Consider the following 15,147-nt stretch of genomic DNA (forward strand, 5'->3'; position numbering starts at 1 on the left):
GCGTCCGCCGTCAGTGGGCCTGCACGGCCCCTGCTGCGGTGCCGGAGAAGGTTCCGGTGCCGTACTGTCCCGCCGCCACACCGTGCATTTGGTCAACGATAAAGGCGCCTAAGTTCCCATTGAGTTCGCTTCCAGACACCGTCGCCGCCCATTGGTTTCCACTCCAATGGGTTGGAGTGAATTGGACAGCGAGCTGTCCGTTGGACAGAGAAATCGTCTCTGAAGGAATTCCTGTGAAGGCTCCTGTGACGCTTCCCGTTGCCCATACGGTGGGCAGGCCGCCGCTGGTTGGCGCAAGGAATTTGATGTTATTGAGAGCAACATTGTAGTTCGTACCCGCCCCGCTGAGGGTCGTTGTCCCTACCTCGTAGGCCGGCAGGTTCAGTGCCGTGAGTACACTGGGGTTGGAACTGACGAGGTCAAGATACGCGGTTGTTTCCATCCACGGGCCAATGGCGGTGGCAGTCCATGTGGGATCCGGGGATGCGGATGGATTAAACGTTCCAATGGTTTCTCCCACGAAAATGCCGGTGGAGACCGAAGACCCGTCCACAACCACAAATCCGGCGGCCGCGGTCCCTTCAATGACGTTGTGGAGGGTGCCTGCCGACTTGGAGGATTCGCTGGAGAATTGGGCGGTTACTCTGCCAGCGGCCATATCCAGTCCTGTCATCGATGATTGCAGTGGAAGCACAGCGGCTGCTGGAAACGATAGGGAACTATTTGTATATGTTCCTGATACATCGAGACTTCCAACGCCCCAGGGAAGCGATGCTGCATGCTTGAAGGTACTGGGTGCAGATGATGTCATTATGGTATCACTATATCCAATAGTTCCTGTGCCATTTACTGAAGAAGAAGATACCGTATAGAGAGAAATGGTGCTGAGTCCTGATGAGGAGTTCAGCTCCACCGCCTTTTGGAATCCCCCTTGGGCGTCCACCATGTTCACGGAGCTCAGGACATTGGCTTCTGCCCCTTCGCCGAAGCCGCCGGTGAGGATCCCTGCACCCCCAGATGGATTGACATATACGGCCACGATCCGTCCGGAGAGGTTGTACTGGCCATCGGTGCGCTGGGCGAGCCAGCCGGCCATGTCTCCCGCGTAGTCTCCGTCATCCAAAAGCACCGTGCCGTCGATTTCGGCGTGCCACGTGGCTGGAGACGGTGCTTCTCCGAGGGCTGCCAAGAAGGCGATGGGATGGTGCGGAGGACTCGGGTTGGGATTGTACCATGGGGAGTCGGTGCTCCAGCCTCCCAAAATGTACTGGGGGGACAAATCAGAAATAGTGCCTGTAGCTTTGTGGATGAGGGGAACAGGCTGGAGGCCGCCTTGGAAGCCAAGTTCCGTGATCGCGTTGGAAGCATCCAGCGTTGCCTCAAGTGTTCCTGAATCGCTGCTCCACCAATGGGTATCTGTGAGAATATGGAGGGAATCCACGGTGTAGTTTGCGGTACCCGGCCCGGTGGGCGGGGTGCTTGTCCCGGCACGCAGCGCCCATGCCGTTGGAAGCACGTATCCTCCGGCTTCCAGGGCGGTGCCGCTGGTGGGGACAGGCGTGTCGGGGGTTATGCTGACTGTAGACAGAATCGTAGGCCGGGATTCCACCCCTGCTGCGGCGCCGCTTGAAGATGTTGGGGTGCTTTCTGCCCATACATTGCCCGAAAGGCTGGCATATACGGGGTATATGGGATTATTGCTGTCGGGGATGATGCCAGAAGCGCCATCGGTATTGGTGGCGCGGAATTCGACAGTATAGGAATCTTCGTAACTCAGCCCCGCGATGGTTGCGGTATACTCCCCTCCTCCAGTCGTGGGGGTCGTGAGTTCGGCAGGTTGCCAGGTGCCGCCGCCGAAACTGCCGCCGCTGACGCGGAACTCCACGCCGGCCACCCCGCTTTCTGGGTCCACGGCATGAATCTCGTAGACGAGCGTGACGGATCCCGGCATCGCCTTGGTCTGCATGATCTCCATTTGGGGTGGAGTCGTGTCTGTGGAGCCGCCTCCGCCACCGCCGCCACCTGGGTCAGGGGTTGGGCCTGGGTCAGGGGTTGGGCCTGGGTCGGGGGTTGGGCCTGGGTCGGGCGTTGGGCCGGGGTCAGGCGTTGGGCCTGGGTCGGGGGTTGGGCCTGGGTCGGGCGTTGGGCCGGGGTCAGGCGTTGGGCCTGGGTCAGGGGTGGGAGTGGGGTCAGGGGTTGGCTGTGGCTCGGGCTGCGGCTCAGGGGTGATCGTTTGCGGTTGGGCCTCGGTGATGGGGACGACCACGACGGTTTGCGTGGACGTGGTCGGCGTATCCCCAAGGGCCATTGGCTCAGGTCCTGCTCCAGCCATGGGCTGGAAGGTAGCGCCTCCCGAAGGAGTCTCGGTTGGTGCTGCCGCAAGAAGGCCGCCTGCGGCCCCACCTACTGTTGCAGTATCGCCCCCTGGCGCCCCGGTGCCGCCACCGGTAGGACCGCTGGAGGTGCCCCCGCCACCGGGTGTGCCGCCACCGATGGTGGTGTCCTGCTGCTGCTTTTGGATCTGCTGTTCTGTTGCCGGCTGCGGCTGACCGGGCGGGGCCTCTTCGGGCACGGCTACGATCTGGCCGGCCTCTACGATAATTTTTTGGTCTGAAAAGGCAGGGTTGGAGACTTCCACCCGGCCTTGGAGCACGAGCACGTAGGACACCGAGCCCTCTTTCCAGGTGATGTAGCGCGTGCCGCGCACACCGGCCACGGCGTTGGGGGTGCGGATCTCGAAGGCGCGGCGTCCTGGTTCGGTGGCGATGGCCTTGACGGTTTGCGGGTCCACCACGGCCTCGGCCTTGCCGCGAGGCAGTTCCAGAGTCCGTTGGCCATTAAGGCGGTACTCACGGATGTCCACGCGGGAGCGTTGACCGATGTTGAGCACGTTGCCGTCCACGAAGGTCACTTGCGCCTTGGATTTGCTTTTGGTGCGGATCATGTCCCCTTGGTCCACAGCTGTACCCACGGTGGCCGGGATCCCTGGGGTGGCGCCGTTTCGGAGAATGTCCACGGTCCCTTCCAAGGCCGTAATGCGCCCCACCGGAGCGGCGAAGGCAAGCGTGGGCAGGAACGCCAGGACGAGAAGGAAGGTGAGGGCTGAGGTGCGCATAGGGCCCTCCTAAAAGGTCGCCTCGAAGCCGAGGGTATAGAGATTGCGGGTGTATTCATAGATGGCGATGGTGGAGTCCGCCTCCACGTGGGTATATTGGAGCGAAAACTTGCCCCAGTCCCAGGGCCGCCAGATGAGCCCGATGCTGCCGGTGTAGGTTTCGTCCCGGCGGTGGGTGTCGAATACCGTGTGCGTGCCGTCGAAATTTTGGAATTGGGCGTCTAGGCTCGCGAGAACGCTCACGGCATCGGTAAGCGGATAGAGGATGGAGACAAAGGGGCGGTGTCCGGTATTGCGCCAATTGACCCCGCGGGTCTCGTCCCGGGAGAGTTCATAGCCCAGGGAAAAGAGCCCTGCGCCGCCGGCCAGCGGCTTGAGATAGGTAAGCCCTGCGAGCCCCACCACACCGTCGCGGTTTTCGTCGTCAAGCAGGGCCGCTTCCACCATCTCTCGGCGGGTGACGCCGATGGCTGCCTGCAGGAGATGGCCGGGAGCCAGGGTGGTGAGCAGGGTGGGGCGCACCCCCACGGTCAGGGAGTAGCGCTGGCCATCGAGCCAGGTATGCGTCATGGTCACCGGCAAGGTGAGTTGGCTTCCCGCGCCGAACCTTCGTCCTGGGATGAGGGTGATCCCGGCGTTGGTAAAGTCGTGGGATTCGATGTGTTCGTGGCGCACGGCCGTTGCCGAGAGTTGCCCGAGAAAGGTCCATGGCCCTTCCAGGAGGGGCGCGTACTCCGTTCGTAGCGAAAGTACCGCCGCGGAGTCGCTTTCCCGCGAGCTGATGCCGCCGGGGATGTCGTCGGAAGGCTTGAGGATGACGTTGTCGTCGTACTGGTACTGCAGCCCGGCCGTGAAGCGCCACGCCTTGTGGCGCGCTACGAGGTTGGCCAAGGCGGTGTCGTACTGTCGGGCGAATTCGGCGAGTTCTGTGCCTGGGGACACATTGGCGATGGCCTGAAGGGTCTGACGTGCGGACGTGTAGCGGTGCTCCGCCACATCCAGCATGGCCTGCTGCATGTCCGCACGCGGGCCGAGGCGCGGGTCCATGGCCTTGGCCTCGGCAAAGGCCTGCCGCGCGTCGTTGGTATTGCCTTGGCGGGCAAGCACGATGCCGCGCAAAAACATGAGGGCGCCGGACCGGATCCCAGCGCCCTCGGCCTCATCCAAGATGCGGGCCGCTTTTTCGGTGTCTCCCAGGGCGAGGAGCACGTCGGTGAGTTCGGTGTAGGCGTCGTTGACTCGGGGGGTCAGGCGCAGAGAGCGCTCCAGGAATGTGGCTGCCTTTCGCAGTTCTCCGGTCTGCTTGTAGGTGAGCCCCAAGTAGAAGGCCGCCACGGAACCGTGCTGCCCGGACTCGGGAATGGTTTGGAGAATTTCTAACGCTTCTTCGTAGTTTTCCGCCCGGTACTGGGCGATGGCGTCTTCCAATGCTGTGGCGGATGCGGTGGCAGGAACTCCAAAGCACAAGAAAATACAGAGGAAAATCGGCAGCATGGCAAGACTCCTTCTCAAGGCTTTCTTCACACGTATCTCGATTTGCGCCATGCTGCAAGAGAGAAGAGAGGATTTTGCTGGTTTGGACGATATTATTTGGATTTAAAGTAAAATATAAATAAAAACAAATAGTTCAATATGGATTCAAGAAGAGTGTGCACGCAGACTTGTTTTTTTAAGAGGTGTTCTTAGTAGTTAACTATGCATTCTTTCCGGATCTCTGCACAGGAGGTGCTCTATGCGGATGGAAACCTTATTGTACTTCTTGCGGTATTTTGAGCCGCATTGTGAGGAACGGGAAGGCGTGCGGCGCTGCTATCTTTCGGCCTTGGACTACCCGGAGGCCGAAGATGCCGCCCAGGCCTTGGAAGAGCATGGCATGGCGGTGACGTCGCTCGAGCGGCGGTTTGTGCGCCTGGATGTGGTGGATGGGGATCGGCGCTGGGTGTCGTGCGCGGCCACCGCCTCGGATGCGCTGCCCATTTGGGAAGCGCGGTGCAGCTCCACATAACGGAGCGTGTACAGACAACCACGAGGAGAAACCTATGGGATGGATGCCGACAATGCTGGGAGTGGTCGTCGTGAGCTTGGCTGCAACTCCGGTTGGCGCCAAAGACCTCCGCGAGGCGGTGTTTGCCGGAGGATGTTTTTGGTGTGTGGAGCACGCCTTGCAGGGCGTGCCAGGGGTGGTGGAGGTCATCTCCGGCTATAGCGGGGGCAGCGTGGAAAACCCCACCTACGAGGAGGTCTCTTCCGGGCGCACCGGACATTTGGAGGCCGTGCTGGTGCGCTACGATCCGCAGCAGGTGGATTTTGCCCGCTTGGTGCGGATCTTTGGAGAGAATATCGATCCGTTGGACGCCGACGGACAGTTTTGCGACCGTGGGCCGCAGTACCGGTCGGCCATTTTTGTGGCCGATGCCGAGGAGGAGCAGACCGCGCGGCAGTGGATTGCGGAAACCGAAGCGCGGTTGGGGGCTTCGGTGGCGACCCTCATCCTTCCTCGGACAGCCTTTTATCCTGCAGAGGAATACCACCAGGATTTTTCGAGAAAAAACCCCCTGCGCTATCACCTCTATCGCTGGGGGTGCGGCCGCGACGCACGGCTCAAGGCGGTTTGGGGAGACGCCCCCAAGGCACCCTGAATGCGTCGGCTGTTCACGGGAGGGTTCCCTGGGGCGCCTAGCTTGAGCGCCCCAGAGGACAGTGGAGAGCGCGCGGGCTAGCTTTGGGTCAGATGTTTGGTGCGCAGGTAGATGACCTGCATGACCACGGGAATCATGAACCAATGGGCTGAGCCCGTGAGGTTGATGGGGGAGATGGTGTCAAACTCCACCATGAGAGGCTTTTCCGTGACTTCCAGGGCAGGCCGGAAGGCTTCCGGAACCTGGTCGAGGTAGCCCACATTGCTGGCGAACATGGCGGCCCCGTGTGCTACACAGAGGGCCACGCGGCTGGCAATGGTGTCATCGAAGCGCATGGCCTCGGTGATGGCCACGTTGACGGCCAGTTGATTCATGCTGGCGGGTTTGATGCCAAAAGCCGCGCTCACTGCTTCGAGGTTGGCCTTGGAGAGGCGCTGTAAGGATTTGGTGAAGAGGAAGGAGTAGAGTTCGCGTTCGATGATCTCGGTGGCGGCATTGGGGTTGTAGCGCAGGTCGAAACGGTCGCACACATCGCCGAGAATTTTGATGTAGTGTTTGCCGCGGCCGCCTCGCGCGATGGCCGCAAGGGGATTGGAACCATAGAGCTGGATTTCGCCGGCGATGACTTCCCAATACAGAGAATGATTGGGGGCATGCTGCTTGTAGAGGGGATGGTTGGGCAGGCGGCGTACCACGAAACGCTGCTTGCCTTCTCGATCGTAGAGAAGGACATGGACCAAGATGTTGAGGTCCTCGTTGCTGCACTCCTTGAGAAAGTCGAGGTCTGGATCCGGGCGGTAGTAGGTGCTCATGAGGCAAATCCTGCTCAAGGTTGGAATATGGGAAAAAAAATGCTTCCGAGCCGCTAGCAGAGCTTGGGTTCGTGGTCAATACGTCAGGCAAGAGACCAACGATTGGCGTCAAAAAAAGCGAGGAGCCTGCTGCTCCCCGCTTTTTGGTACTGGTTTTTCTGGCGTGGGCGCCACGTTGGGTGCGGTCGGAGATCTGCTATACTTCGAAGAGCATTTCGAGATCCGCCCGGGTGAGGCTTTTCCAGGCCGATTGCCCGGGGATGATGGAATCGGCGATGCCTTTTTTGGATTCCTGGAGTTTGAGGATTTTTTCCTCCACCGTATTCTCGCAGATCATCTTGTACGAGAACACCTGGCGGGTCTGGCCGATGCGGTGGGTGCGGTCTGTTGCCTGATCTTCCACTGCGGGGTTCCACCAGGGGTCGTAGTGGATGACGTAATCGGCGGACGTCAGGTTGAGGCCCGTTCCGCCTGCCTTGAGCGAGATGAGGAAAATAGGAATCTCGGGCGTGTTGTTGAAGCGGTCCACCTGTTCGAAGCGGTCCTTGGAGGTGCCATCTAAGTAGCAATATGGAATCTCTACCATATTGAGCCAGTTGCGGATGATGTGGAGCATCTGCACGAACTGGGAGAACACGAGCACCTTGTGGCCGTCGTCGATGATGGAGGTGACGAGATCTTTGAATGCCTCGAACTTTCCGGAAGAGACGTTGGTGCTGACCCCAGGGACATCCAGCTTGAGCAGCCGCGGGTGACAGCAGATCTGCCGCAGTTTGAGCAGCGCGTCCAAAATGGAGATCTGGCTTTGGGCAATGCCTTTTTCGTCCACGTCTTGGAGGACTTGCTCTTTGAGTTTTTTGGCCAAGGCCGCGTAGAGCTCCATCTGGTCGTCCAGGAGGCTCGAGTAGTAGATGTTTTCCACCTTGGGCGGCAGGTCCTTGGCCACTTCGTTCTTGGTGCGGCGCAGGATGAAGGGTTTGACCCGGGCCTTGAGGTAGTTCAGGCTGTCTTCGTCTCCGTCCTTGATGGGTTTGACGAATCCCTTCTGGAACGCGGTCTGGGAGCCAAGGAAGCCCGGCATGAGGAATTCGAACAAGGACCACAGTTCCAGCAAGGTGTTCTCGATGGGGGTGCCGGACAGGCACAGGCGGAAGCGGGCCTGGATCTTGCGCACGCTGCGGGCGGTGATGGTGTTGGGATTCTTGATGTTTTGGGCCTCGTCGAGGATCACGGCGTTGAACTCGAACTTGAGCAGTTCATCCAAGTCACGGCGCAGCAAGGCATACGTGGTGATGATGAGCTCGGATTCCTCGATCTTCTTGAAGAGGTTCTCCCGCCGCGAGCCGTAAATGACCAGTCGCTTCATGTCCGGCACGAATTTTTGCGCCTCGCGCTCCCAGTTGGGCAGAACCGAGGTCGGGACGATGATGAGGTTGGGGCCTTTGGCGCCGTGCTCCTTCATGTACTGGATGAAGGCGAGTGTCTGGATGGTTTTGCCCAGCCCCATTTCGTCGGCGAGGATGCCGCCAAAGTGGTATTCGCGCAGGAAGTTCATATAGCTGATGCCCTGGAGCTGGTAGGGCCGCAGTGTGGCGTTGAGCCCCTTGGGCGGGGCAACGGTTTTGATCTCCGTGAAGTCGTGAAGCTTTTCCCGCAGCGTCGTCCAGAACCCATCGGCAGCGGTTTCGGGGATGTCCTCAATGATCTTGTCGAGGATGGGGGCTTCGAAGTTCTCGAAGCGCTTCTTGGGCGGCTTTTCCGGGTCCAGTCCCATGGCCGCCAGCTTGTGTCCAAGCTTTTGCAACCAGGATTCCGGCAGGCTGGTGTACGAGCCGTCTTTGAGCTGCACGTAGCGTTTGCCCTGGGTCCATGCCTTCCAGATCTTGTCGATGGGCACGCTCATGCCGTCGTAGTCCACCGAGATCTCGAGGTTGAACCACTTGTCTTCTTCCTGGGTGGTGATCTCCGCCACCACTTGGGGGGTGGCTTTGCGTACTTTGTAGCGGGAGAGGTCCTTCTCGCCAAAGACTCGGTATTGCTCCACCAACCGTGGGTAGGCGTCCAGAAGGAAGGAGATGGCCTCCTCGGGCTCCAGGAACCACATGGACTGGGACCTGGGCTGGAAGTTCATCTCCATAAGGGTGGCGATGAGCGCCTCTTCCTTTTCCTGGTCGCGGCGGATGAGGAAAGATTTGCCTTCGAATTGGTAGCTGCCGGTCTGGAGGTCCTGGTTGGGGCCCGGCAGAGTGATGTCGCCGTGTTCCGTCTCGTAGATGTTGTGGATTTCCAGCGTGAGCAGGCTTCCTTCTTCGCCTAGGTAAAGCTTGGGGTTGTAGGTGGCTGCAGCGAAGATGGGCTTCATGTGCTCCAGGAATTCGTCCTGACCATGGAGGTCCGATGCGGGCAGTTGGGTCCATACCCGGTCGAGAAACTCCGGGATCTCCGCATGGGGGATGCGCGGCGGAGCCGTGACGAGCTCCTGCACCAGGCGCGGCTCCAAACCGGTTTGCACCGGGTAGAAGCGGTGCTTGAGGCATACCCACAAGGGGAGCTTGCCGAAGATGGAGATGGGCTGCCGGGCGATGGAAAAGGGGACCTTGCCTTCACGGCCGAGCATGATGTCGAAGGAGAGGCCCTCTTCGGAGAATTCGGGGCGCAGCTGCAGGCGCATGGGCGTGCTTTCGATGGTCACCGGCTGTTCGGTATCTTCCCAGAAGAGATAGTATTCGTTGCGGATGGCCCAGAAAAACCAGGTCATGAGCCCTGCCGGGATCTCCACACGGTGTCCGTAATAATCCAAATATTGGCCGATCTGCTCTGCTACTTTGGGAAGCTCGGGCGCCATTTCGCACCAATCGGGGTTACGGATGATCTGTTCCAGAGTGACTTGGTTCTGTACCGTGGAGAGTCCAGACTTGTTTTGACGGGCTCGGAAAAATTCCATTTGCAGCCGGTCCGGCTCAGGATGAAAGCGATAGATGATGTAATGTTCGCCGGGCTCTGGCTCGAGATGAGTTGCGAAAAAGGAACGGAACGTCTGTTTCCATTGGGATGTAACAGCGCTTGCATCTTTCTCTTCCTCTTTGTCCGAGGAAGTCGATTTCAGAATATGGAGCGCCGTAGCAGCAATGTGCGCACACACGCCAGAGAATGAGTCCGGACAATTGCAGTAAGCATGCACCATGCCGTACTCAAGATTGATGCTGATCTCAGGGGTATAGGACTGAAAGTCTTCTCCTTGAAAGTGGGCTTCCACCTCCCAGGATTCCTCTCCCGGATGGATGCTGATTTTGGGGGCACCTTCTTCGGAAAGGAGATATTGTGCTGCGCTTTGGATATGCTCCGGTACGCTGTCGTTGAGATATCCGCGAAGGACGTGCTGAACGCTGTCGTTGGGGTGGATCATGGAAAAAATCATCTCCTGAAAATCAAGATGCCGCGCCTGCGCTGGGAAGGACACTGTGACACCTTCGTATGGGATGCAGTGGGATTTGGCAAGGGGGGTGAGGATTTTTAGGCGATGTTTTTCCGCAGAGTCCCTTGCTCGGCGCATGAGAGGGGAGCCTGTACCCGGAATGCGTGCGTCTGGCAATACCCTGGAGGGAAAATCATAGAGAGGTGCGTGGTTACTCAAGCTTTTCGGACTGATAGACTCTACTTTAGGGTGCGTGTGGAGGGGGCTGCGTGGAGGGGATCTTCCGGCCAGGCGTGCTTGGGGTAGCGACCGCGCATCTCTTTACGCACTTCGCGGTAGGCTCCGGCCCAGAAGGCGGCGAGGTCTTGAGTGATGTGTAGGGGGCGGTGGGCGGGAGAGAGCAAGACCAGGGTGATGGGGACACGGCCGTGAGCCAGGCGCGGGCTTTGGGTGGCCCCGAACATTTCTTGGAGCTTGACGGATACGCGTGGCCCCGACGGATCGGTGTAGTCGATGGGACGTTTGGCTCCGGCAGGGGTGGATATGGTCTGGGGCAGTAAACGGTCCAGACGTTGGATTGCGTCATATCCGTGGGTGGTGGCAAGCCAGTCCTGCAGAGGGCGGGTCAGATCCATGGCCGCAGCCTGGGCGAGCCTTGAGCAGTGCATGAGGTGGTGGCCGAGCCAATCCTCCAGGGATGCCATGAGTAAGGCATCTTCCCAGGCAGGCCAGTGCTCTGGATCGAGGGTGTGGGCCAGGCGCACTCGGGCCACCAGCTGGCGGGCGCTCTCCGTCCACTGGAAGAAGGAGAGGCCACGGCGGCGGATGGCCTCGGTCAAGGCCGCTTTCCGTTCTTCGGCCGATGGGGTTTCGGGGTGGGCGCGTACGGGGAGGGTGTCTGCAAGCAGGCGCGTTTCCGCCACCACGCGGCCGTCGTCGCCTTCCAGACGCACGCTGCGCTCCAGGCGCAGGCGCGGCCCCCAGACGTGTTGGATGTCGGGGATATCCACCGGGGCCGCAGCGTGGATGGTGAGCGTTCGGGTCGAGCTCCCCGACAGGCAGGGTGCCACCAGGTACGTGGCTCCGCCGTACGTTCGGGAGGGGCAGACGGCCTTGGTGCCGGTGGTCAGCCGCCATGAGCCGTCAGGCATGCGTCCGGCGAGACGGTCCGGGTAGGCCAACAGGGTGAGGAAGCCCGCGTGTTCCGGGAAGAGGGGAGCGCTTGTGGGGATATGGAGGGCGCGGCGCAGTCGATGGAAGACCGTGCGCCAGGGGCCAGGCTCGTGGATGGCGGCCAGGGCGTGCCGGAGGTCGTGCTCGCGGCGCAGGAGAGCGCCCCCTTCTTCGAGCAGGGCGGCGAGGGCGCAGGCCGTGGCCTGGAGGTGCCCGGGGCAGGAGAGCACCATGTGGCCGAGGCGCGGGGCAAGGGGGAGCCCCAGGAGCTTTCGGCCATGCTCCGTGGCGCGGCCGTGGGCGTCCAGGGCGCCGAGATCAGTAAGCAGGGTGCGGGCGCGCTGCAGTGGCGCGGCGGGCGGCGGGGTGAGCCAGGCGAGGTCGTGGACCGGAGTGCCCCATGCGGCCACTTCCAGGGCAAGGCGCGTCAGATCGGCTTCCAGGATCTCCGGCTGCGGAGCTGCTGGGCGGTGATGCTCTTCCTTAGGATCCCAGAGACGGTAGCATGTCCCTGGACCTGTGCGTCCTGCCCGCCCGGTGCGCTGCTGGATGGTGGCCGTCGGAGCAGGCACCGTGGCCAATGTCGTGAGGTCGCGGCCGGGGTCGTAGCGGGGCACCCGGGCAAGGCCGCAGTCCACCACCACGGTGACCCCAGGGATGGTGAGGGACGTCTCTGCGATACTGGTGGCGAGGATGACCCGCCTTTCGCCTGGAGCCGGGCGCAATGCCTGGTCTTGTCGGGCTGGGGGGGTGGAGCTGTGCAGCGGCAGCACCTCTGCCGGCAGGTCCGCCAGGGCGTGGAAGAGGCGCTGAATTTCGCGCATGCCGGGGAGAAAGACGAGGGTGGTGCCGCCATGGCGCAGGCAAGCGTGGCGGACGACCCGGGCGGCGTGGTCGAAGAGGTCCTCTCCAGGGCGCGGCGGCAGGTAATGGACCTCTACGGGATGACTTGGGGCTTCGGCGGTGACGACCGTGAGGTTGGGGAGGACGTTGGCGAAGTCGGCCGGGGTGACGGTGGCGGAGAGGAGCACGAGGCGCAGGTCCGGTCGCAGGGTGGCGCGGGCGTCCTGGGTGAAGGTGAGGGCGAGATCCGCGGCCAGGGTGCGTTCATGGCATTCATCGAAGATGACGCCGGCAAAGGCTTCCAGGGCAGGGTCTTCCTGCAGGAGGCGCAGATACACGCCGTAGGTGGCCACTGTCAGGCGAGTGCTCGGGCCGACTCGGGTCTCCAGACGGGTACGCAGGCCGATGGTGCCCCCCACTTGTTCTCCCAAGCCATGGGCAAGGAATCGGGCCGCCGCCCGTGCGGCCATGCGTCGGGGCTCAAGTAGGAGGATGCCGCGGCCTTGGGCCCACGGGGCGTTCAGGAGTTGGGGGGGGATGCGCGTGGTCTTTCCCGTGCCTGGCGGCGACTGCACCAGGAGGGATGCGCCCGGGGCGCGGAGACGGTCCAGGGTGGCGGCGATGGCAGCGGCGAAGGCCTGGTCCACGGCAGGGGTCATGGAAGCAGGACGCGCAGCAGCGCCAGTCCTCCCAAGGCCATGAGCCCCGCCACCACGTCGTCGAGCATGATGCCGTGGCCCCCGGCAATGCGGCGTTCCAGGGCGCGGATGGGCCATGGTTTGGTGATGTCGAGCAGTCGGAAGAGACCGAACGCCAGTACCAGCTCCCACCACGGCGCGGGGGAGGCCGTGGCGCAGAGGGCGATCCATTGGCCGAGAAGTTCATCGATGACCACGCAGCCTGGGTCATGGCGCTGCAGGAGGACTTCGGCGCGCGTGGCCGCCTGTACGCCCACGAGGTAAATACCGAGGCAAACCCCCAGCCGCAGGGGCATGGGGAGTGGAAGGAAAAGCAGCGGCGCTAGGATGGCGGCCGCAGCCGAGGCCCAGGTGCCGGGGGCCTTGGGCAGGCGGCCGATGCCGCCCAAGGTGGCGAGGCCAAGCACAACACCGGCAGAGAGCTTCATGGCGCAGGCTCCACCGCATCCATGTGCAGCAAGGCGGCGACGGTTTCTGCCAAGGGGAGGCCGATGACCGCGCTTACTGATCCGCGCACCGACTCCACCAAAAAGCCTCCCACCCCTTGCACCGCGTAGGCCCCGGCCTTGTCGAGACCTTCGCCGGTGGCGGCGTAGGCGCGCAGGAGCTCTGGGGAAAATGCGGCCATGCGCACCTGCGCCGAAACCGCGAAGGTGTGTTCACGGTCCCCCTGGCGCAGGGCCACGGCGGTATGCACCTGGTGTTCGGTGCCTGCCAAAAGTTCCAGCATATGGAAGGCCTCCTCCGGGTCGCGGGGCTTTCCCAGGATGCGGCTGCCCAGGGCCACCACGGTGTCTGCGGCAAGGATGACCGCTTCCGGGTCGTGCACGGCGGCCGCCTTGGCGCGGGCGAGAGCGAGGGCGTGCCCCTTGGGGTCCATCCCTGGAGGGACGGACTCGTCGATGGACGGCGCGCGCACCACGAAATGCAGCCCAAGACCTGTGAGCATGGCCTGGCGCCGTGGCGATGATGAGGCCAGGATCAGGGGGCGCTTGGGGCGCAAAGGGCCGCGATAGATCATGACAGCGGCTCCTTGGGCGCGGTGAGGGCGGCGCGCACGGCTTCATCCAGACTCGGATGGGCGAAGATATGGGTGTGCGCCGCCGATTCGTCCCATCCGTCCCGCACCATGGCTTCGGCCAGGCCCGCAAGATGGGACACCCGTGCCCCGACCGCCGCCACACCCACGACCTGTCCATGGCGCCAGTACACCTGGACCATGCCGTGCACATGCCCATGGGCCTGGGCAATAGGGTTGGCCGCGAGCATGGATCGGGAGACAAACACCTCGTGGCCGTGGATTTCGGCATACACGGGCCCCACGCGCATCACTTCCACGCCGCCGTACACGCATGCGGGAATGGGCCCTGGATGGTACGGGCCTGCGATTTCTCCCAAAGCATGGGCCACGGCAAAGTGGGCCTGGTGCTCGGCGGCATGGGCGAGCAGCGTGCGGCCGTTGACGTCGCCGATGGCGTAGACTCCAGGAGCCGCCCGGAGTTGGTCGTCGGTGGTGACGAAACCGCGGCCGTCCACCTGCGCCCCGGCAGCCTCAAGGCCTAGGTCTTCGGTATTGGGGCGGCGGCCGATGGCCACGAGCACTGCCTGGGCCGTGCATGTGGTCTGGGGCAGGCGGACCTGGGCGTCTGCCCCATCCACGAGGACTTCCTGTACCGGCGCTCCGACATGGATCGTGATGCCGCTGCGTTTGAGCATGGCAGCGAGGGCGTGCCCCAGGGCGGGGTCCTCACTGGGGACCAGGGTGGGGGCGGCTTCCACCAGGGTGACGGTCGAGCCCATGCGGTTCCAGAACTGGGCCATCTCCACGCCAATGGCCCCGCCGCCGATGATGACGAGGTTCTGGGGGACTTGGGAGAGCTCGAGGGCCTTCGTGGAGTCGAGGATCGGGCCGCCGAAGGGGAGCCCCGGAAGCGGCATGGGGCGGGAGCCCGTGGCCACGAGGATGATGGGCGCCTGGATGGAGATGTCCTTTTCCGCCACCGTGACCGTGTGCGGGGCGGTGATGCGGCCGCGGCCGTGGATCACCTGTACTTTGCCGCCCTCCAAAGCCGCAGCCATGGCCTTGTGCGTGGCCTGGATGATGGTTTGAGCGCGTCGGCGCAGGGCGGCGAGGTCCAAGGCGGCCTCACCGCGCAAGAGGCGCAGACGCCCCATGGTGCGCAGCCCCTCCAGGGGTTCGCTGGCGCCAAGATAGATTTTGGTGGGGATGCAGCCCCAATTGAGGCAAGTGCCGCCCAGTGGGCCGTCTGCCACGAGCACGGTGGCTTTTCCTCTTTGACTGGCGGCGAGAGCTGCGGCATAACCAGCCGGCCCTGCGCCCAGGATGACCATATCGGCATGGTACTGGGTCATGGTATACTCCAAGTAAGAGAGATCACGAACAGCGTCCCGCCGCCTACTGAAGCCGCAGAGTTTGGGCAAGGGGCAGCGG

Annotated in this window: 10 protein-coding genes; 2 read left to right on the plus strand and 8 right to left on the minus strand. The window is 62.4% G+C overall.

Annotated elements, in window-relative coordinates; genetic code table 11:
- Nucleotides 1–10: 10 nt before the first annotated feature.
- Nucleotides 11–3,115 carry a FecR domain-containing protein gene (locus BR00_RS10435; RefSeq protein WP_496477538.1) on the minus strand — a complete coding sequence of 1,035 codons (3,105 nt, stop codon included), beginning with the start codon at nucleotides 3,113–3,115 and terminating at the stop codon, nucleotides 11–13.
- 9 nt (nucleotides 3,116–3,124) lie between these two features.
- Nucleotides 3,125–4,609, minus strand: coding sequence for a surface lipoprotein assembly modifier (locus BR00_RS10440; RefSeq protein WP_496477539.1), 1,485 nt, complete (start codon nucleotides 4,607–4,609; stop codon nucleotides 3,125–3,127).
- A gap of 238 nt (nucleotides 4,610–4,847) precedes the next feature.
- Between BR00_RS10440 and BR00_RS10445 the strand changes: the two genes are divergently transcribed.
- Nucleotides 4,848–5,120 (plus strand): hypothetical protein, encoded by a 273-nt coding sequence (locus BR00_RS10445; protein ID WP_496477540.1) that lies wholly within the window; start codon nucleotides 4,848–4,850, stop codon nucleotides 5,118–5,120.
- Nucleotides 5,121–5,163: 43 nt separating this feature from the next.
- The gene (gene msrA / locus BR00_RS10450; protein ID WP_496477541.1) at nucleotides 5,164–5,754 is read left to right on the plus strand and encodes a peptide-methionine (S)-S-oxide reductase MsrA; all 591 of its coding nucleotides are present in this window, start codon (nucleotides 5,164–5,166) and stop codon (nucleotides 5,752–5,754) included.
- 77 nt (nucleotides 5,755–5,831) lie between these two features.
- Here msrA and BR00_RS10455 read toward each other — a convergent pair whose 3' ends face one another.
- The 6 genes from BR00_RS10455 to BR00_RS10480 form a co-directional block, all read right to left on the minus strand.
- Complete coding sequence (locus tag BR00_RS10455; RefSeq protein WP_496477542.1) at nucleotides 5,832–6,566, minus strand: DUF3944 domain-containing protein; 735 nt, start codon at nucleotides 6,564–6,566, stop codon at nucleotides 5,832–5,834.
- Between the two features lie 196 nt (nucleotides 6,567–6,762).
- Entirely contained in the window at nucleotides 6,763–9,972 is a 3,210-nt protein-coding gene (locus BR00_RS10460) for a DEAD/DEAH box helicase (RefSeq protein WP_496477543.1), read from the minus strand.
- A gap of 248 nt (nucleotides 9,973–10,220) precedes the next feature.
- Entirely contained in the window at nucleotides 10,221–12,656 is a 2,436-nt protein-coding gene (gene hrpB, locus BR00_RS10465; RefSeq protein WP_496477544.1) for an ATP-dependent helicase HrpB, read from the minus strand.
- Complete coding sequence (locus BR00_RS10470; RefSeq protein ID WP_496477545.1) at nucleotides 12,653–13,123, minus strand: phosphatidylglycerophosphatase A family protein; 471 nt, start codon at nucleotides 13,121–13,123, stop codon at nucleotides 12,653–12,655. Before BR00_RS10470 ends, hrpB begins: the two co-directional genes overlap by 4 nt.
- Nucleotides 13,120–13,716, minus strand: a complete 597-nt coding sequence (locus BR00_RS10475; protein ID WP_496477546.1) for a Maf family protein — start codon at nucleotides 13,714–13,716, stop codon at nucleotides 13,120–13,122. Before BR00_RS10475 ends, BR00_RS10470 begins: the two co-directional genes overlap by 4 nt.
- Nucleotides 13,713–15,068 carry a dihydrolipoyl dehydrogenase family protein gene (locus BR00_RS10480; protein ID WP_496477547.1) on the minus strand — a complete coding sequence of 452 codons (1,356 nt, stop codon included), beginning with the start codon at nucleotides 15,066–15,068 and terminating at the stop codon, nucleotides 13,713–13,715. The genes BR00_RS10475 and BR00_RS10480 overlap by 4 nt, the downstream gene beginning before the upstream one ends.
- Nucleotides 15,069–15,147: the final 79 nt, after the last annotated feature.

It is taken from the genome of Thermodesulfomicrobium thermophilum DSM 16697 (genome assembly GCF_059568695.1).

Excerpts from the sequence above, each read along its gene's own strand:
- BR00_RS10435 (WP_496477538.1), bottom strand. The coding sequence starts at position 3,115 with ATGCGCACCTCAGCCCTCACCTTCCTTCTCGTCCTGGCGTTCCTGCCC.
- BR00_RS10440 (WP_496477539.1), bottom strand. The coding sequence starts at position 4,609 with ATGCTGCCGATTTTCCTCTGTATTTTCTTGTGCTTTGGAGTTCCTGCC.
- BR00_RS10445 (WP_496477540.1), top strand. The coding sequence starts at position 4,848 with ATGCGGATGGAAACCTTATTGTACTTCTTGCGGTATTTTGAGCCGCAT.
- msrA (WP_496477541.1), top strand. The coding sequence starts at position 5,164 with ATGCCGACAATGCTGGGAGTGGTCGTCGTGAGCTTGGCTGCAACTCCG.
- BR00_RS10455 (WP_496477542.1), bottom strand. The coding sequence starts at position 6,566 with ATGAGCACCTACTACCGCCCGGATCCAGACCTCGACTTTCTCAAGGAG.
- BR00_RS10460 (WP_496477543.1), bottom strand. The coding sequence starts at position 9,972 with ATGATCCACCCCAACGACAGCGTTCAGCACGTCCTTCGCGGATATCTC.
- hrpB (WP_496477544.1), bottom strand. The coding sequence starts at position 12,656 with ATGACCCCTGCCGTGGACCAGGCCTTCGCCGCTGCCATCGCCGCCACC.
- BR00_RS10470 (WP_496477545.1), bottom strand. The coding sequence starts at position 13,123 with ATGAAGCTCTCTGCCGGTGTTGTGCTTGGCCTCGCCACCTTGGGCGGC.
- BR00_RS10475 (WP_496477546.1), bottom strand. The coding sequence starts at position 13,716 with ATGATCTATCGCGGCCCTTTGCGCCCCAAGCGCCCCCTGATCCTGGCC.
- BR00_RS10480 (WP_496477547.1), bottom strand. The coding sequence starts at position 15,068 with ATGACCCAGTACCATGCCGATATGGTCATCCTGGGCGCAGGGCCGGCT.